Here is a 19,234-nt window from a genome sequence, read left to right as displayed (position 1 = left end):
GCCCCTGACGCTTCGCTTTCGGGGCAGACTTCTTTAAAACCCGTTGCCCCTGGCGCTTCGCTTTCGGGGCAGACTTTAGAATTGCTTTGCAATTCTAAAGTTGCTGTTCTTCGTAGGCTTGGATGATTTTTGCTACGATTGGGTGACGTACGACATCGCCTTGTTCTAATACTTGGAAATGTATTGATTTGACATACTTTAATGTACGTTCAGCTACGATTAAACCAGATTCTGTATTTTTAGGTAAGTCAATTTGCGTTTTATCCCCTGTAATGACCATTTTAGAGCCAAACCCTAAACGTGTTAAAAACATTTTCATTTGTTGATGGGTTGTATTTTGTGCTTCATCTAAAATAACAAAGGCATCATCTAATGTACGACCACGCATATAGGCTAGAGGCGCGATTTCAATTGTTCCACGTTCAATTAGTCGTTGCGTCTGTTCTGCTCCGTAAATGTCGTTTAAAGCATCATAGAGAGGTCGTAGATATGGATCTACCTTTTCCTTTAAATCACCCGGCAGAAATCCTAAAGACTCTCCTGCTTCAACAGCAGGGCGAGTTAAAATAATACGCTTCACGTGTCCATTTTTAAGTGCCTGTGTTGCCATGACTACCGCTAAATACGTTTTCCCAGTACCGGCAGGACCAATACCAAAAACAACGTCTTTGTGACGGATTGCTTGTATGTATTCTCGTTGACCAATTGTTTTTGCACGAATCGACTTACCTTTCGTCGTACGGGCTATTTCTTCATCATATAGTTCTGCAAAATATTCGATTGTTCCTTTTTGTGTCATTTCAATAGCTGTTGTGACATCACGTTGATCAATATTAATTCCTTTGCGAATGACCTTCAATAAGGCATGCAGAAGAAATGTTGCCTGTTCCTTAGCATTTTCTTCACCCGCAAGTTGAATTTGTTCACCTCGTGTAATGATATGAACATTCAGTGCTTCTTCAACTAATTTCATATTTGCATCGGAAATACCGAGTAGCATAACCGCTTCATTTGGATTATCCACTTGTAATACAGTTAACTGTTCTGACATAATCATTCTCCTTGTAGGCCTTGTATTGGACTTGCAATGTTTTCATTGACTAAAAATAGAACTTTCCCTTCAACTGTACCATTCCCCCACTTTGCCTGTAAAAGGTTTTCTTTTTTGATAATCGTTTTTTCAGGCAACGAACGTAGCACCTTTTCATGCAATAGAGGGAGAAGTAATGTCTCTATTTTCGATTCATCAAGCTCAACTTGTACAGTTTTCGTCTGCTGTTCCTCTACAATTGAAACATAGGGGTCTAACCAATTCGGTAAATCCTTTTTTTGTACATAATCTACTTTTTCTTGATGTATCCCCTTCACCAATACTCGCCATTGCTTTTGTTGGACAGTTTCCATTGTAATTTTCGTCGGAATTTTAAAGGAGCACTCTAACCAATAATCTGCATAAACCTCTCCCTTCGCACCAACAAAAACCTGATCTGTACCACTTTCTATTACGCCACTTACGAGGACATCCCCCTCATAGGCTGTATCGTTTATTGAAATTTTTCGTTCACCATTCTTAATATTAAAGTGCGTAATGACTCCGCTCTTAGTCGCTACTAAATGAGAGGCTAATTTCTCATTTGTTTGTTCTGTTTGTTTCGGTGACTCCTGTGGTCTAAGTATGACCCTTCCACCATGTTTATCAATATGCACCCATGATAGCTCTCGGTGTTGTTCTAACAGTTTTTGACGTATGGCAGTATTAGAAGGTAACTGTTTTTTAGAGAGTGGTGTTTCTAGTTGAAAAGTATTTTGAAAGGTCTTGCCTAGCCGTTGCTCTAATTCTGGCGTCGCTGCTTCGATATCCACCCGCCAAATGACTTGTGCACATAGGATTGGAATGACAATCATCAAGGCTAAACCAAGCAAAGTCCAAAGCTGTGCACGTAAAACTTGTAGCTCATCTGCATAAAAAACAGCCATTTTTAAGCGAAAGCGTCTACGAACGCGACGAATTTTCGGTAAATAATGCATCGTTGTTTCAAAGGAAACTTCTTGCTCACGAAAGACTACACGTTTTAACGGAATATGTTGAGCATGCAATGCTTGAATAAAAGGATGAACATTTTCATGCCGCTTTATACGTACAATGATTGGCCGATTATTCCACATTTAGCTCACACCCATATTCTTTGTCTTTTTCATATGAATCTCCTGTAGATTATTTACCGTGAGATGAAGCATTTCTTCCTTAAGAGCGTTAATAGTCACTGATTCTGCATTAACAGTGATATGATAATCTGCATAGTCAAACGAGCAAGTCGTCGCATCTGCATGGATAAAACGGTAGGGTCCAATAATTTTTAATGATTCATATTCTAACAATTCAAGTAGCGGCGTTAATTGAAACAATTTTTTCATAAAAAATGCCTCCTTCTTCGGCAATATATGCAGCGAAAAAGGAGGACATGCTAGTTATTTTCGTTTTGCTTTTGGCGGACCTAATATTTCAGCCATCACGATTGCTTGCACGAGCTCATTTTTAGATTGAGGCAAACGAAAAGTTGCTGGTATTTCAACTGCTGTGTGTGCCTCTTTTTTCCCAGCAGCAAGACGTCCCCTATTTTCTCGATTAGAAGAACGACTAGGTACATCCGCTTGAATGACAGGCGGAGCAACATAGCTTGGAACTTCCTTCTTCTTCTGCGCTTCTACTTTAGGCTCTTCGGCTTTCTGATTTTCAGGAATCCATTCGCCTATAAAGTCCCGCGCAAAATCCTCAAAGCTTTGTGCTTTCCCTGTACGATGTGGCGTTTCCTCCGTTACTGGTGGCTCAACCATTGTGTCTTTATTAAAAGGAGGCATCTGTTTCTGAGGCTTTTTATTTTTTGATTTTCCGAAAATAGAGCTGACTATAGCAATTATGGCAAAGAGTATTAATTGTTCCATATGTTTAGTTCCGCTCCTTTCCGTTATTAAGCATTCGGTTCATTCGTTTCAGGTTTATCTGTGCTTACTTTTGAAATCGAGTCACGCATTGCAGTATCCGCCTGAATGTTACGATAGTTCATATAATCCATAATCCCCAGATTACCAGAACGTAATGCTTCAGCCATCGCTTGCGGTACTTCCGCCTCCGCTTCTACTACTTTCGCTTTCATCTCTTGAACACGCGCAATCATTTCCTGCTCATTGGCAACAGCCATCGCACGACGTTCCTCAGCTTTTGCTTGCGCAATGTTTTTATCCGCCTGTGCTTGTTCAATTTGTAATTCTGCACCAATGTTTTTACCGATATCTACGTCAGCAATATCAATGGATAAGATTTCAAAGGCTGTCCCTGAATCCAAACCTTTTGATAAAACGGTTTGTGAAATCATATCTGGATTTTCTAAAACTTCAGTATGATGGGTAGCCGAACCGATTGTTGAAACGATCCCTTCACCAACACGGGCAATAACTGTTTCCTCTCCAGCACCACCGACTAAACGCTCTATATTGGCACGTACTGTAATACGAGCTTTAGCTTTAACTTCAATCCCGTTCATTGCTACACCTGAAATAAATGGCGTTTCAATAACTTTTGGATTAACAGACATTTGAACTGCTTCTAATACATCTCGACCAGCTAAATCAATCGCAGCACAACGCTCAAACGAAAGTTCAATATTGGCACGATGAGCCGCAATTAACGCATTAACAACACGGTCTACATTACCACCTGCTAAATAGTGACTCTCAAGTTGATTGATTGTAACAGGTAAACCTGCTTTATGTGCTTTAATTAACGGATTGACAATTCGAGAAGGAATTACTCGACGTAAACGCATCCCAATTAATGTGAAAATACTAACACGAACACCTGCAGCCAGTGCAGAAATCCATAGTGCTACCGGTACAAAGGTAAAGAATACCGCGAGAACTATGAATAAAATAACCAATCCAGCAATTGGACCAATTAGAGCTAAATCAAATCCCATTTTCTATTCCTCCATCTCTTTATCTGTTCGTCTCACAACAATACGTGAGCCTTCTACTTTAATAATTTCTACATGTTGATTTACATCGATATAGCCACCTTCAGAAACAATATCAATGCGTTCATTACCAAGAACCATAGTACCTGCTGGACGAAGTGGCGTAAGCGTTTTCCCCACTTTACCTAGCAGTTCTGTGCGATTCACATTGGACACATACCCTTCCTCAGTCGTAGTTGCATCCATTAACACAAGCTTGTTTAAGACATGCAGTTTTTTCCCGAAAAATTTCATCAGAATCACCATTCCTATCATCGCTATCACCAACGCAATGAGAATTGCTATTATCATTTGCATCATATTTGCACCTGCCAGTATCAGACTTAGCACTATTAATACGCCACCTAAAATACCAACAATACCACCGGGGACAAAAAACTCTGCAACTACAAGCGCTAAACCAACAATAAATAACAATAATGTTTCATAACCCGCAAAGCCTGCAACCATATGTCCGAAGAAAAATAAACCAAGTGCTGATAACCCCATTATACCTGGAACGCCAAAGCCTGGCGAATAGAGCTCCATCACAAGTCCTAAACTTGCGATTGATAATAAAATCGGGACAATGATTGGATTTGTAATAAAACGAGCCAATTTTTCAGAAAAGGTCGGTTCGATTGAAACAACATCGCTACCATTCAGGTTGGTTACCTCTAATAGCTTTTGAAAATTTTTAACTGTTCCTTCAGAGTACTTGACCTTTAATGCTTCAGAGGCTGATAAAGTTAACAAGTTTTTCCCTTCCGCACGATATTCAGGCAGGTCATAATTAGAATCAGCCATTGCTAAAGCGTACTTTGGATCACGCCCAGATGTTTCTGCTGCTGCTTTCATTTGAGCAAGCCAGGCACTATTAGCCTTTAAATCTGCTGCATTCCCAGCTGAATCAATGACCGCTGCTGCACCGATTGTTCCATTTGGTACCATGTAGATTTCATCCGCATGTAAGGCTATAAAAGCACCTGCTGAATGGGCATCCTTATTAATAAAAGCAATCTTACGTATATCCGAGGCATCCATAAGCATGGCGATATCACTTGCTGCATTTACAAAGCCACCAGGCGTATGTATATCTAAGATAATGGCCTCGGCATTATTTTCTTCAGCCTCTTTAAAAGCTCGTTCTAAAAATGCGTGAAGTCCTCGCTCTACTTCATTATGAATAGGAACCTGGTAGACCTTACTGCTTGCAAAAGCCGAAGTTAATGGAAACGCTAACAAAAAAGTCATCCATATTACTAATAGATAGCTGAGGATTCTCCGTTTTCGCACCTTTTTCCCTCCCTTCTAACATGCTTCTCCTCTTATATACGGTCTATCATGCGAAAAGTTTCACAAATCTTAAAAGTTTATTAACTTCTTTAATTCTATTCCAAATACCAACACTTAGTATGTACAAAAAAGCCGAATGAATCAACTTGATTTCATTCGGCTTTTTCTTATGTACGTAAGAATGAGCAATGTAAAATACCTGAAATTAATCAACATTGTGATTAATCTCAGGTATAACTTTGTCTGCTCAGTGAATCATACAATTGCGTGTTATGAACGTAGGGATTTTTAATGGGAAATTAAATTACCACTTACGTTTACGTGCAGCTTCTGATTTCTTTTTACGTTTTACGCTAGGTTTTTCGTAGAACTCGCGCTTTCTAACTTCTTGAATTGTACCACTTTTTGATACAGTACGTTTGAAGCGGCGAAGAGCATCTTCAAGCGATTCGTTTTTGCGAACGACAGTTTTTGACATCTCTCTTTCCCTCCCTCCGAACACACGTCAATACACAATTAGGCAAATAACCTTCTGTTGTGTACTAAAAAATTATATCGTATTGTCTAATAATGGTCAATAGAAAGTGTGCGAAAATATCAAGTGAATTTTTGGTTTTATTTTTGCTCGAATTATTAATGAATATTTCGCTCACAATATAAAATAATTACATTTTCCTATTAATTAAGGGGTTTACAAAAAATAGAATATGGGCGTAGAATAATCACATTCAATTTCATATCGGCCAAATCTCAAACGTTGAGAACGGAGGACCCAATCTTTTGGGGTTAATTCTGCTATTGCAGAAGGGATGAGAATCTCTTTCGCCATCCTACCCGTCAGCTAACTTCGTCGGCTAAAGCGAAGGAGGTCATACAAGACCACCATTAAAAGCATGTTTTTCTATGCCTGTGCATGCTTTTTTAGTAGGTCTTTTTATTATGCCGTTTAATAAAAGATTAAGGAGAACACGATGAACAATTTTAAAAATACATTAAATCCTCCCAAAATTCTCGTACTTGGTTTTGCATTGATTATTGTGATAGGGACGTTTCTTTTAACGCTGCCTTTCTCCACTGAGGATGGGAACGGACTACCCTTTTTAGATGCATTATTCACCGCTACCTCTGCAACTTGTGTCACAGGGTTGATTGTTGTGGATACAGGAGATACATTTTCCATTTTTGGAGAATTGGTGATATTATCATTAATCCAAATCGGTGGCCTAGGATTTATGACATTTGCAACTTTATTATTTTTAATACTTGGAAAGAAAATTTCTTTAAAAGAAAGATTGTTGCTAAAAGAAGCATTCAATAATATTTCGATTGCTGGTCTTGTTAAATTAGTAAAAAGAATATTGCTCTTTACAGCGTTAATTGAAATAATCGGCGGCCTTATTTTAACTATTCGTTTTTCATTTGACATGCCGATAGGAAAAGCTTTTTATTTTGGATTTTTTCATGCCATTTCTAATTTCAACAACGCAGGATTTGATTTAATGGGTGGTTTTAACGGAATGACATCCTACGTAGATGACCCATTTGTTGTTTTGACAATTTGTGCGCTAATTACAATTGGTGGCTTAGGATTTATTGTCATGAATGAATTGTATGAATATCGAAAGACAAAAAGGCTCTCCGTCCATACAAAAATTGTCTTAGCGACTACACTTCTATTGACTGCTAGCGCAACCATTTTGATTTTTTTATTTGAATATAGCAATTCAAAAACAATCGGTCCATTATCTGAGTGGGGCAAAATATTAGGTTCTTTTTATCAAGCTGTAACACCAAGAACAGCTGGGTCCAATACTCTTTCAATTGGTGACTTAACCCATTCCACATTATTTTTAATCATTCTCTTAATGTTTATAGGAGCTGGGTCTGGTTCCACTGCTGGTGGTATTAAGATTACAACATTCGCTGTATTAGTAGCTACCATGTGGTCACAAATCAGAGGGAAAGAAGATGTTGTTTTATTTAAACGTCGAATTGTCAACGAAACCATTTTAAAAGCGTTAACTGTCACAATGTGTGGCGCCATGATTGTTATAGTTGTGACAATTCTTCTTAGTATTATTGAACAACGGCATAGCTTCATGATGTATTTATTTGAGGCTACCTCTGCCTTTGCTACTGTTGGTCTTTCGATGGGACTAACGCCAGAACTAACACCAGGTGGTCGTGTTCTTATTATTTTGACAATGTTCGCTGGAAGACTTGGTCCATTAACTATAGCTTTCGCCATTACAAAACGACGAAAAAAAGAGGCTTTTCGACATCCAAAAGGAAATATTATGATTGGATAATCAAATTAGAGGAGTGTGTGATCTATGGCAATCAAACAATATGCCGTAATAGGCTTAGGAAGATTCGGAACAAGTGTCGCCCGACGATTACATGAAGCGGGACAAGAAATATTAGGAATTGATGTAAATGAAGAAAGAGTTGAGGATGCAGAACCTTATGTAACCCATGCAGTAGTAGCTGATACAACAGAAGAAAAAGCTTTAACATCCCTTGGTATAGGAAACTTCGATTGTGTCATTGTGGCAATCGGTAACGATATGCAGTCTAGTATTTTAACTGTGTCCTTATTAAAAGAGCTAGGAATCAAAAAGGTTATTGCAAAGGCACTTGGTAAAAGACATGGGCAAGTCTTAGATAAAGTTGGTGCTGATTGGATTATTTATCCTGAACGAGATATGGGAGAGCGCGTGGCAAATCAGCTACTATCCCCCAATATGCTGAATTATATCGAACTATCCAAGGAATACAGTATTGAAGAAATTATGATTCCCTCCAAAATGGCTGGGCATAATTTACGGGATTTAGATTTACGTGCAAAATATAACGTCAGTGTGATTGCGATTGTGCGTGAAGGTGAAATTATTATTTCTCCTTCTCCAGAGCAAATTATTGAAAAGGAAGATTTATTGGTGATGATCGGTCATCGAGAAGATCTTACTTTATTTTCCAACATTCAATAGCAAAGAAAAGGCTGTTTCAAGTTCACTTGAATACAGCCATCCATTTTTTGTCTTAGAAAATTTTCTTCTGATTTCTGTCATCTTTTAAAATTTCTACTGCCTCTCTAAAACGCTGGGAATGGACAACCTCACGTTCACGTAAAAACTTCAAGCTATCATTTAAATCCGTATCATCTGATAAATCGATAATCCATTGATATGTGGCACGCGCTTTTTCTTCAGCCGCAATATCCTCATACAAATCCGCAATAGGATCTCCCTTAGCCTGAATATAGGTTGCTGTAAATGGTACTCCTGAAGCATTCTGATAAAATAATGCTTTATCATGATTCACGTAATGATCCCCTAGACCCGCTTCCTTTAGCATTTCTGGCGTAGCGTCTTTTGTTAGCTTATAAATCATCGTAGCAATCATTTCTAAATGAGAAAATTCCTCAGTCGCTATATCGGTTAAGAGCCCTACCACTTTGTCTGGAATGGTATAGCGCTGGTTCATATAGCGAAGGGCCGCTGCCAGTTCCCCATCTGCTCCTCCATATTGCTCTATTAAAAACTTAGCAAGCATTGGATTACATGTACTAACTTTCACCGGATACTGGAGCTTTTTTTCGTAATACCACAAAGATTATTCCTCCTAGTCTTTAGATTAGACTTGCCATGGCCATGGTGTATCAATCCAGTTAAAAGGATAATTCGAATAACTTCTCCCAAAATTCATGAGCGGTCCATATTTTTGTTCAAAATCAATTTTGAGCTTCATACTTTTCTCTGTATTTTCATTAAATTGCTGAATGGCATCATAATCGTGTGGATGGGTGTCTAAATAGAGGTTTAATTCAACGATGACGAAATCAATTGCCTGAATTTCTTCTAATTGTTTATAAAATTCTGGTGGCATCTTTTTAGTCATGCTTCATCCCTCCTTTTTAGGGGAATTGGGTATGGGCTAAATAATTGGGGCCATAGTGTTCCAGCCATTAAAGCTTCCCTTGGGGTTTGGAATTGTGGTAGTCCGGGTGGTTGAAAACCCATATATAGTTGTGGTGGCGTTGAATAATACTTTACTTCTATGGGCTTACAGGGATCAAAGGGGCTAATATAAGGCTTCCAATACTTATACTGTGTAAACATGGCATCCTCCTTCCTGATTCACATTCATCAGTGGAGTATATGTGAAGAAAAAAATATTATTCTAATTGCACACAAAGAAGCCACAAGCTCCTACAATAAATTGTATTAGCTTGTGGCCAATCGATATACAAATTTTAATAGTTAGAATCAGCAATTAAACCGTTCATAATGGCCACACCAGAGCTTGCCCCAATACGTGTTGCACCAGCTTCCACCATTTTTTTCATGTCTTCTAAGCTACGAACACCACCTGAAGCTTTAACGCCCAGCTCAGGACCTACTGTTTTACGCATAAGCGCAATATCTTCTGCTGTTGCGCCACCAGTAGAGAAACCTGTAGATGTTTTCACATAGTCAGCACCCGCAGCTACCGCTAGTTCACATGCTTTCACTTTTTCTTCATCTGTTAATAAACAAGTTTCAATAATCACTTTTACAAGTGCATGACCTTTTGCTGCTTCCACTACTGCCGCAATATCAGCTTGTACCAGTTCGTAGTTCTTATCCTTTAATGCGCCGATATTAATAACCATATCTACTTCTTTTGCACCGTTTGCAATTGCATCTTTTACTTCAAATGCTTTAACAGCTGGTGTATTAGCACCTAATGGGAAACCAATAACGGTACAAACTAAAACGTCTGAACCTTGTAATAGCTCGCTGCTGTGTTTAACCCACGTTGGATTTACACAAACAGAAGCAAAATTAAATTGTTTAGCCTCTGCACATAATGTTTCAATTTGTTCTTTTGTTGCCTCAGCCTTTAATAATGTATGATCAATCATACGCGCAAAATTTTGTTCCATTGTTAAACGCTCCTTCACTAAGCAAGATGTACGTACCTCTTCGAATCATATCATTTTTTCACGTTGGCGTCTAATTTCTTTCTATATAATAAAAGCTGAAATGTAAACTTTTAAGAACACAGAAGTTATCAGATGACTATATTGAAGCAAATCACTTAATTATTTCACAAAAAAATCTTATATGTACTGATTTCATAAGGTTTATGTTATCATAAATCACGTATCTAAAATATGTACACCAAAAAACTATTTAAATGTTGCAAACACAAGGTAATGTGAATTGAAAGGATGATATATATTATGAGTAACGAGCGATCAAAAATCGTGAGTTTCCATACTCTAGGTTGTAAAGTAAATCATTACGAAACAGAGGCAATTTGGCAGCTGTTTAAAGAAGAAGGCTATGATCGTACAGAATTTGATCAACAGGCAGACGTTTACGTCATTAATACATGTACAGTTACGAATACTGGAGATAAAAAATCTCGTCAGGTTATTCGTCGAGCAATCCGCCAAAATCCGGATGCAGTTATTTGTGTAACAGGATGCTATGCTCAAACATCCCCTGCAGAAATTATGGCTATCCCTGGTGTCGATATCGTTGTCGGAACACAAGATCGTACGAAATTACTTGGTTATATTGAACAATATCGTGCGGAACGTCAACCGATTAATGCTGTACGTAATATTATGAAAAACCGTGTATACGAAGAATTGGATGTACCTGCATTTACAGACCGTACACGTGCTTCATTAAAAATCCAAGAAGGCTGTAACAATTTCTGTACATTTTGTATTATTCCTTGGGCGCGCGGCTTAATGCGTTCTCGTGACCCACAAGAAGTATTACATCAAGCACAGCAATTAGTTGACGCTGGTTATCTTGAAATTGTCTTAACCGGTATTCATACAGGTGGCTATGGACAAGATTTAAAAGATTATAATCTTGCTCAATTACTACGTGATTTAGAAGCTAATGTGAAAGGCTTAAAGCGTCTTCGTATTTCATCTATTGAGGCTAGTCAATTAACGGATGAAGTAATTGAAGTACTACGTGAATCAAAGATTGTCGTGAATCATTTACATATTCCGATTCAATCTGGTTCTGATACAGTATTAAAACGTATGCGTCGTAAATATACAATGGAATTCTTTGGTGAGCGCTTAACAAAATTACATGAGGCTCTACCTGATTTAGCTGTTACTTCAGATGTAATCGTTGGGTTCCCTGGCGAGACAGAAGAAGAGTTTATGGACACATATAACTTTATCCGTGATCATAAATTCTCTGAGCTACACGTTTTCCCATTCTCTCCTCGTACAGGAACTCCAGCTGCACGTATGGAAGATCAAATTGATGAAGACATTAAAAATGAACGTGTCCATCGACTCATCGCTTTAAACGATCAACTAGCAAAAGAGTATGCTTCTCGTTTTGAAGATCAAGTGCTAGAAGTTATTCCTGAAGAATTTGTGCATGATGGCAGTGAAGAAGAAGGCCTTCTAACAGGCTATACAGACAACTACTTAAAAGTAGTTTTTGAGGGTCCAGAAAATCTAATCGGACAACTTGTAAAAGTAAAAATTACACAAGCAGGCTACCCTCACTCAAAAGGACAATTTGTACGTGTTTTAGAAACAGTTAATTAATATTGAAAAAAAGGGGTTGCCAATTTTTATAGGCACCCTTTTTTCATTGAATGGATATCATTCTATTGCTATTCATTCAAATATCATTAAGGACAAATCATATTGTACATTAATTGCTTCGAAAGATTACCAAAAGTAAACATCGATTCATATATCCTCAAATTCAATTTTATACTCTATTATTAGTCCAACTAAATACACTTTTATTGATCTATCCTACAATCAGAAAATTAGTAGTACAAACAAATATCTGTTTGTACTACTAGCTTTGTTAGTATATTATAAGTCGTTCTGCTTTCCTCTAATCTAGCAATGATCAAGGACTAGGAGGAGGTGTAAGTCCTAAGAGAACTGGCGTTATTACACTGCTGCCAGCACCAAGACGAATTTGCTGAACTTGCAATACTTTTACAGTAAGTTCTAAGACAATTTTTTCACGTAATGTGCTGAATGTTCCTTCAGGAGCTGCCATAATTGGTGAAAAATCAAGTTCGAAGAAGTTTGCTGCTACTAATTCACCAAATGGTTGTTCATTGTATTTAACGAGATTTTGGAAGAATGCCTTATCTAATCGTGCATCCATTTGCGTTCTTTCATTAAGGAAGTTCGCTTCCGCAAACTCGGAAATGCCTAGGATTGGTGTAGCTCCACCAGGTGCTTGTGGGAAAATAAGGTCTGTAAAACCTGAAAACGGTACGTCTGCAATTCTGTCTCGAAGTGCTCCATTACATGCTGATGAAGCATATTCAATATTTTTCCGAATATGTCCTGCTACAAATAATTTAGCTCTTGTTACTCTAAAGAAATCAGTGCCAGCAATACGAGCAAAGCTAACTGGTACTAGTTTTACTTGATTTAAGAAGACATTCTTTTTCACTCGTTTGATTTCTGTTGCAGCAGGGCTAAGTGTAATATCCGACTCGACAACAATTTGCAATGTTGGTTCTGCCAGTACAACCGGAACTTTAATAGTTGGTGTTGTAACTGGTGTAGTGACTACGGGTGTAATCTCATTCGTTAATGGAATTTGTTCAGTTGATGTTACAGGACAAGGTTGAAATTGACTTTCTAATTGATCGCTCAAAAAATTTCCCTCATTTCATTTTTTTAGTATTAGAGAGCTCTCCTATCGCTAGAATATGTGGCAATTAAATCTATACATAGACGTATATATTAGTTTTTCATTCATTTTATTTGAGTTGAGCGATAAATTTCTATAATCCTCCAAAACCTTCCCCGTCAAATAAGACTTTAATTTTTTGGACTTGTAGCATATGGATAACTAATTCTAATACTATATTTTGACACAATTGATTGGGATGAATGTCTGTCTCATTGGGCTTATTAGACACTGTATACTCAATATTGTGCTGTATATAACCTTCTATAAATAAATTCCCCTTTAATACCGTACATGTTCCATTATCTGATGTCTGAGATTTATAAATAGGTACAAATCTACAATCGGACAGTAGCACCTCATTTGTGATCTCTTTAACCTCTTTAATACCTTTATCAAAAGCTATATATTCCTCCATACATATTTCTATTTTGTATTCCCCTAGCACAACAGGAACTCGTATATGTATAAAAGAATCAGAGGAATAAGAGTTAGTTTCTCCTTTGTGAATTGTTTGCGAGTTATGTAAGGGAACTACTCCTGATTTACACGGATGACGATACTTATTTTTTTTATCATTTTTATCAGTCCTTATTAAAGAAATCATTTGATTAATGTTGGAGCGAACCAAACGATAATTAGGTTGTTCAGGGTAATCCCTAATCGTGTGGAATAACTTAGTTTCAAGTTGAGGTGTTAGTTCGTCTTGTAAATCAAGAAATTCAAATGTAAACTGTTGAACATTTTCACCATAAATAGGAGCATGAAGAAAATCGGTAATTTCTACAAAGGTGGAAAAGGGACTTTTTTTGGTTGTGGTGTATACTTCCCCTTGTTTAGAGGTTGGACTCGCCTTATCAAGATCTGGTGGATTGTTTGACTTTAATTTTTCTATGTCATCTATATGTATATTATGTTCAACCTCAGAAAGAGCTTTATTGGGGAATTTTAGATTACTGTCTGCTTGAGTTGTTAAACCTTGTTCTTCAGACACGTTCTCATTACTATTTGGTAGATAGTCATTTTCTTCCGTATCATTTGATTCTGTAGGACTTGCTAGTTCTTGATTGGAGGCTATCTGATCTTTAATTAAATCCTCGACATGGTCCGCATCGATATGTTGAAATTGTTCGTTGTTCTCCTCTACTATCGGTTCGATAGGTATGTGAAGCCCTTCATTGGAGGTGAGTTGCTCTGATATGGTTGGTTCCTCCGGTAGACACTTCTCGATATGTGAGGGGTGGTCGTATTCTTCCTCAGAATTGGTTTCTGTAAATAGAGGTTGTTCTTCATGGATGATTAGTTGCTCGGTTATTGTCAGTTCCTCCGGGAGACTTCCATCGTTCGCTTGGAGATGGTCGTCTATATATATGAATTGCTCTTCATGGTTAGCTAATTGTTCCGTTAAGATCACTTCTGTGTGGCTCTCACTGATAGCTAGGGGATGGTCTTTTTCTTGCGCAACATTTGTTTCTTTATCTATTGGTAGCTCTTCATTAGATGCTAATTGTTCAGCTAAGCTAGCATCCTCCCTGAAGTGCTCAAAATTTGGATGATGTTCGTGTTCTTCCTCAATAATCGTATCAGTAAGTATGGGTAGCTCTTCATTAGAGATTACATGGTCTGTTAAAGTGGATTCCTCTGCAAGTATTGATATATCCCCTATTTCATCAAATGCATTACTATCTCCGTTATAAGTAGGTTCTAATGGTGATTCGTGATCTATTTTAGTCTGATACGTCCACTCACTATATTTATTTTGTTTAGAGGATATTTCCTTCATCTCTCTAAAGTTAATCCATGGAGTTGCCATTCGTTCACTCCCAAATAATGATTTGACAAAAAAAGCACAACAATAAACAAACTTTTTTTGTTATCAGTTGCGATGATATTAATTCCTTTAAAACATGTTATATGATCGGAAACTTACAATACTAATTACAATTCATATTATGCATTATTTCTACTTTTGTCACAGTCCCCTCCATGAGATATGATTGTACATGTTCTTTTATATTGCAAAAAAGACAGTTAAAAGTTCAAGTAAAGTGAACTTTCAACTGCCTAACAACATATTTGATTTTATATTAGCTTTATTGTTACCATATCTGCTCCACTACATAAAAATATTAACAAGACTCAGTAGGAGGAATAATTTCAGGGACAATTGGTGTTGCTGGTGGAGTAAGCCCTGGAAGAACAGGTGTTACTACACTACTTCCAGCGCCCAAACGGATTTGTTGAACTTGCAATACTTTTACAGTAAGTTCTAATACAATTTTTTCACGTAATGTGCTGAATGCTTCTTCAGGAGCTGCCATAATCGGTGAAAAATCAAGTTCAAAGAAGTTGGCTGCTACTAATTCACCAAATGGTTGTTCATTGTATTTAACGAGATTTTGGAAGAAAGCCTTATCTAATCGAGCATCCATTTGCGTTCTTTCATTAAGGAAGTTTGCCTCCGCAAACTCGGAAATACCTAAGATTGGAGTAGCGCCACCAGTTGCTTGTGGGAAAAATAGTTCTGTAAAACCTGAAAACGGAACATCAGCAATTCTATCCTGAAGTGCTCCATTACATGCTGATGAAGCATATTCAATATTTTTCCGAATATGTCCTGCTACAAATAATTTAGCTCGTGTTACTCTAAAGAAATCCGTGCCAGCAATCCGTGCAAAGCTAACCGGTACCAGTTTCACTTGATTTAGAAAGACATGCTTTTTCACTCGTTTGATTTCTGTTGCTGCAGGACTAAGCGTAATATCCGACTCGACAACGATTTGCAGTGTTGGTTCTGCCAGTACAACTGGAATTTTAATAGTTGGCGTCGTAAGCGGTGTAGTGACTAGCGGCGTAATCTCATTCGTTAACGGTATTTGTTCAGTAGATGTTACTGGACAAGGTTGAATCTGATTAATAAATTGTTCACTCAAAAAATCCCCTCATTTCATTTATAGTATTAGTGAGCTCTCTATCGCTAGAATATGTCGCAATTAAATCTATGTATGGACAATGAACTTGTTCACTTACATATTTTATTTGGAATGTTTGAGCCTGTGATTTTCCGGGGTGACTTTGACTATCCTTTATGTATTAGTAATGATACATATCTTTAATCATAGATGTATAAATCCACTTATAGCACGGATTTAACACCGATCCGCTTCAAATACTAATAAAATAAAAAGCCACTTAAAATAATTTTTAAGTGGCTTTTTCTAGGTCTTGTTGATAGTTAGTTGTACATTACTGTTATTCGAATTCATAGGATATGGCAGACAACGCATATAGTGGCGCTGTTTCTGCACGTAAAATTCTTGGCCCTAATGACATCGTTTGAGCACCTGCTTGTATTAGAGCTTCAGACTCATGACGAGAGATGCCTCCCTCTGGCCCAAAAATAATCAACATTGATTTTGATTTCTTATCATCGACATTTTTTAGCTTGTCCGCAAATCTTGTCCGCTCATCAGCCTTGGCATCTTCTTCATCTGCGATAAAAACGGCATCAAAAAGTTCTATTTGTTGTACCAGTTGCTTAAATCCAATTGGTTCAAAAACTACTGGAATATGTGTACGATGAGCTTGTTCAGCTGCCTCTTTAGCAATCTTTTGTAATCGTTCCTGCTTTTTTGCTCCTTTTTTCTTGTCCCATTTCACAATGGAACGCTCGGCTTCAAATGGTAATAAAGCAAACATTCCGAGCTCTGTTGCTTTTTGCGTAATCAGCTCTAGCTTATCGCCCTTTGGCAAGCCACAAGCTACTGTTACTTGAATCGGTAGCTCTGGTGAAGGAATCGTTTGACCTGTCGCTTCAATTACGACTTCATCATTATCAAACCCTTCAATTGTACATATATGAGCTGTATTTTGTGCAACAACAACGATTTTGTCGCCCTGTTTCATACGCATCACTCGCTCAATATGGCGTGCATCTTCTCCACTAATACGTGCATTTTCTATGGCTGTCTCAATAAAATAACGTTGCATGCTACACAGTCCTTTCTACTACTGGTAGAGAAAACGCCAAATCACAAGCACACGGCTCACGATTTGGCGCTTCTTCAATCATGTTATAGTGGTCGACGGGCAATAATAGCGACCCAATCTTCCATCAATAATACTTCTTCAATAACGAAGCCTGAAGCTTCAAGTGCTGCTTTTACATCATCACGTTTTGCCCCGATGATGCCTGAAGTGACATATAATCCACCTGGTTTCACAATTGTATAAGCGTCGTCTGTGAAGGACATAATGATCTCTGCCAAAATATTAGCTACAACCACATCTGCTGGTTCTTTTACTGTATCTAATAAGTTCCCATGGAATACCGCTACTTTATCTTCTACTTTATTTAAGGCAACATTTTCTTGTGCTGAGCGTACAGCTACCTCGTCTAAATCGAGAGCATGCACACTTTTGGCACCAAGTAATGCTGCTCCAATAGATAATACACCTGATCCTGTTCCAATATCGACTACTGTATCCCCTTCTTTAATGACTTTTTCAAGTCCTTGTAAACACATCACTGTAGTAGGGTGTGTACCTGTACCGAACGCCATGCCAGGATCTAACTCAATAATCAATTCATCTGTAGAAACAGGCGTATAATCTTCCCATGTTGGTACGATAGTAAAGCGTTCAGAAATTTTGACAGGATGGTAGTATTGCTTCCAGGCAGTTGCCCAATCTTCTTCGTTGACTTCAACAATGGATACTACATTTTCACCGATATCGATGTTAAAGTTCGTTAAATTTGTGATAGCTGCTTTAATTTCTTCGACAGTTTCATTTAAAAAGCTAGACTCCGATAAATAAGCTTTGACAATCACGCCATCTTTCGGAAAATCCTCTTCATTTAGCGCGTAAATTTCACCATATTGATCCTCACGTGGCTTCGCAAATTCTGCAGAATCTTCGATGACAACACCACTTGCACCTGCTTCATGCAAAATATTCGAAATTGCTTCTACCGCTTCATTTTTTGTATGAATGGATAATTCTGACCACTTCACGTAGCTCTTCAGCTCCTCTAATTATTCACCTTGGAATTTTTTCTTAATTTTATCAAATAGTGAACTACCCTGTTCTTCAGGAATATCGCCACTAATTTCTGCAAATTCTCGTAGTAATTGCTTTTGTCTCTCCGTTAATTTTTCTGGTGTCATAACTTTCACCGTTACGTATTGATTACCCATACCATAGCCATGAACATTTTTAACACCTTTATCTTTTAGACGGAATTGAGCGCCTGACTGTGTACCAGCTGGGATACGTAATTTAACTTTACCATGAACTGTTGGCACTTCAATTTCGTCACCTAGTGCTGCTTGTGGGAATGTTAATTTTAGCTCGAAGTAAATATCGTCCCCATCACGTTCAAATTCATTGTGACCTTGGACACGGAACATAATATATAAATCCCCTGCAGGTCCACCATTTATACCTGGTTCACCTTGACCAGATACACGAATTTGTTGACCATCATCAACACCAGCTGGAATCGTCACTTTAATTTTTTTGCGTTTTTGGACTTTTCCTTCTCCACGACAAGTTGAACATTTTTCTTTTATGATTTTACCTGTACCATGACAAGTTGAACATGTACGACGGTTCATCATACGACCAAATGGTGTATCTACTGCTTGATTGATTTGTCCAGCACCATTACATGTTGAACATGTTTCAGGCTGTGTACCTGGTTTAGCTCCTGAACCATGACATGTTTCACACGTTTCATCTTTCGGGATTTCTATTTCTGTTTCTTTCCCAAAAATAGCTTCTTCAAATTTTATGTTCATGCGATATTGCAGGTCATCACCTTTGCGTGGCGCATTTGGGTCTTGACGGCGACCTCCACCGCCAAAGAATGAGCTGAAAATATCCTCGAAGCCGCCAAAGCCACCGCCTCCGAAGCCACCACCAAAGCCTGCATTCGGATCTTCATGACCAAATTGGTCGTAACGAGCTTTTTTCTGGTCATCACTTAATACTTCATATGCTTCAGCGATTTCTTTGAATTTTTCATCTGCACCTGGCTCTTTATTAAGGTCAGGGTGATATTGTTTTGATAATTTACGGTATGCTTTTTTAATCTCATCTTTTGAAGCCGATTTTGTTAAACCAAGCACCTCGTAATAATCGCGTTTCTCCATGATTCACACTCCGCTCTGTTTGCATAAAATCTATTGTAACATGCAGTTGATAAAACTGCCTCTTTTTTTCGAACTA

20 protein-coding genes and 1 riboswitch are annotated in these 19,234 nt (G+C 37.9%); of the genes, 3 read left to right on the top strand and 17 right to left on the bottom strand.

Annotated features, from left to right (window positions below; all coding sequences use genetic code 11):
• Positions 1-94: 94 nt before the first annotated feature.
• From ABC382_RS23610 to rpsU, 7 genes are all read right to left on the bottom strand, one after another.
• Positions 95-1,051 carry a PhoH family protein gene (locus tag ABC382_RS23610; RefSeq protein WP_274793800.1) on the bottom strand — a complete coding sequence of 319 codons (957 nt, stop codon included), beginning with the start codon at positions 1,049-1,051 and terminating at the stop codon, positions 95-97.
• 2 nt (positions 1,052-1,053) lie between these two features.
• Entirely contained in the window at positions 1,054-2,166 is a 1,113-nt protein-coding gene (locus tag ABC382_RS23605; RefSeq protein WP_274793801.1) for a sporulation protein YqfD, read from the bottom strand.
• Positions 2,167-2,415, bottom strand: coding sequence for a hypothetical protein (locus ABC382_RS23600; RefSeq protein WP_274793802.1), 249 nt, complete (start codon positions 2,413-2,415; stop codon positions 2,167-2,169).
• 54 nt (positions 2,416-2,469) lie between these two features.
• Entirely contained in the window at positions 2,470-2,943 is a 474-nt protein-coding gene (locus ABC382_RS23595) for a hypothetical protein (protein ID WP_274793803.1), read from the bottom strand.
• A 26-nt stretch (positions 2,944-2,969) separates the two neighbouring features.
• A complete protein-coding gene (gene floA / locus ABC382_RS23590) occupies positions 2,970-3,974 on the bottom strand; it encodes a flotillin-like protein FloA (RefSeq protein ID WP_004227087.1) in 1,005 nt (334 codons plus the stop codon).
• Positions 3,975-3,977: 3 nt separating this feature from the next.
• The gene (locus tag ABC382_RS23585) at positions 3,978-5,306 is read right to left on the bottom strand and encodes an NfeD family protein (protein WP_409264328.1); all 1,329 of its coding nucleotides are present in this window, start codon (positions 5,304-5,306) and stop codon (positions 3,978-3,980) included.
• Positions 5,307-5,610: 304 nt separating this feature from the next.
• On the bottom strand, positions 5,611-5,784 hold the full coding sequence (gene rpsU, locus ABC382_RS23580; protein ID WP_004227078.1) for a 30S ribosomal protein S21: 174 nt from the start codon (positions 5,782-5,784) through the stop codon (positions 5,611-5,613).
• Between the two features lie 253 nt (positions 5,785-6,037).
• Positions 6,038-6,177, top strand: a riboswitch (cyclic di-AMP (ydaO/yuaA leader).
• A gap of 100 nt (positions 6,178-6,277) precedes the next feature.
• Between rpsU and ABC382_RS23575 the strand changes: the two genes are divergently transcribed.
• Both ABC382_RS23575 and ABC382_RS23570 read left to right on the top strand, forming a co-directional pair.
• Positions 6,278-7,615 (top strand): TrkH family potassium uptake protein, encoded by a 1,338-nt coding sequence (locus ABC382_RS23575; RefSeq protein WP_322606470.1) that lies wholly within the window; start codon positions 6,278-6,280, stop codon positions 7,613-7,615.
• Positions 7,616-7,639: 24 nt separating this feature from the next.
• The gene (locus ABC382_RS23570) at positions 7,640-8,296 is read left to right on the top strand and encodes a potassium channel family protein (protein ID WP_274793807.1); all 657 of its coding nucleotides are present in this window, start codon (positions 7,640-7,642) and stop codon (positions 8,294-8,296) included.
• 52 nt (positions 8,297-8,348) lie between these two features.
• Here the strand turns inward: ABC382_RS23570 and ABC382_RS23565 are convergent, their stop codons facing one another.
• From ABC382_RS23565 to deoC, 4 genes are all read right to left on the bottom strand, one after another.
• A complete protein-coding gene (locus ABC382_RS23565; RefSeq protein ID WP_274793808.1) occupies positions 8,349-8,918 on the bottom strand; it encodes a manganese catalase family protein in 570 nt (189 codons plus the stop codon).
• A 24-nt stretch (positions 8,919-8,942) separates the two neighbouring features.
• A complete protein-coding gene (locus ABC382_RS23560; RefSeq protein ID WP_016994107.1) occupies positions 8,943-9,206 on the bottom strand; it encodes a spore coat protein CotJB in 264 nt (87 codons plus the stop codon).
• Complete coding sequence (locus ABC382_RS23555) at positions 9,203-9,427, bottom strand: spore coat associated protein CotJA (protein WP_274793809.1); 225 nt, start codon at positions 9,425-9,427, stop codon at positions 9,203-9,205. The genes ABC382_RS23560 and ABC382_RS23555 overlap by 4 nt, the downstream gene beginning before the upstream one ends.
• A gap of 134 nt (positions 9,428-9,561) precedes the next feature.
• Positions 9,562-10,233: a deoxyribose-phosphate aldolase gene (gene deoC / locus ABC382_RS23550; RefSeq protein WP_274793810.1), complete on the bottom strand. Its 672-nt coding sequence runs from the start codon at positions 10,231-10,233 to the stop codon at positions 9,562-9,564.
• A 300-nt stretch (positions 10,234-10,533) separates the two neighbouring features.
• Here deoC and mtaB point away from each other — a divergent pair, with 300 nt between their 5' ends.
• Positions 10,534-11,883: a tRNA (N(6)-L-threonylcarbamoyladenosine(37)-C(2))-methylthiotransferase MtaB gene (gene mtaB / locus ABC382_RS23545; protein ID WP_322611591.1), complete on the top strand. Its 1,350-nt coding sequence runs from the start codon at positions 10,534-10,536 to the stop codon at positions 11,881-11,883.
• A 316-nt stretch (positions 11,884-12,199) separates the two neighbouring features.
• Here the strand turns inward: mtaB and ABC382_RS23540 are convergent, their stop codons facing one another.
• The 6 genes from ABC382_RS23540 to dnaJ all read right to left on the bottom strand — a co-directional run bounded on the left by ABC382_RS23540 (position 12,200) and on the right by dnaJ (position 19,158).
• Complete coding sequence (locus ABC382_RS23540; protein WP_274793812.1) at positions 12,200-12,967, bottom strand: CsxC family protein; 768 nt, start codon at positions 12,965-12,967, stop codon at positions 12,200-12,202.
• A gap of 130 nt (positions 12,968-13,097) precedes the next feature.
• Positions 13,098-14,816, bottom strand: a complete 1,719-nt coding sequence (locus ABC382_RS23535; RefSeq protein WP_322611592.1) for a BC_2427 family protein — start codon at positions 14,814-14,816, stop codon at positions 13,098-13,100.
• Positions 14,817-15,132: 316 nt separating this feature from the next.
• Positions 15,133-15,936 carry a CsxC family protein gene (locus tag ABC382_RS23530; RefSeq protein WP_274793814.1) on the bottom strand — a complete coding sequence of 268 codons (804 nt, stop codon included), beginning with the start codon at positions 15,934-15,936 and terminating at the stop codon, positions 15,133-15,135.
• Positions 15,937-16,255: 319 nt separating this feature from the next.
• Entirely contained in the window at positions 16,256-16,993 is a 738-nt protein-coding gene (locus tag ABC382_RS23525) for a 16S rRNA (uracil(1498)-N(3))-methyltransferase (protein WP_322611593.1), read from the bottom strand.
• Between the two features lie 83 nt (positions 16,994-17,076).
• Complete coding sequence (gene prmA, locus ABC382_RS23520) at positions 17,077-18,018, bottom strand: 50S ribosomal protein L11 methyltransferase (protein WP_274793816.1); 942 nt, start codon at positions 18,016-18,018, stop codon at positions 17,077-17,079.
• Between the two features lie 21 nt (positions 18,019-18,039).
• Positions 18,040-19,158 (bottom strand): molecular chaperone DnaJ, encoded by a 1,119-nt coding sequence (gene dnaJ / locus ABC382_RS23515; RefSeq protein ID WP_274793817.1) that lies wholly within the window; start codon positions 19,156-19,158, stop codon positions 18,040-18,042.
• Positions 19,159-19,234: the final 76 nt, after the last annotated feature.

Source organism: Lysinibacillus phoenicis (assembly GCF_047238325.1).
Taxonomy (GTDB): Bacteria; Bacillota; Bacilli; order Bacillales_A; family Planococcaceae; genus Lysinibacillus; species Lysinibacillus irui.
The sequence above is the reverse complement of the archived record's forward strand: the minus strand, read 5'-3'. Positions and strand labels throughout refer to the sequence as shown.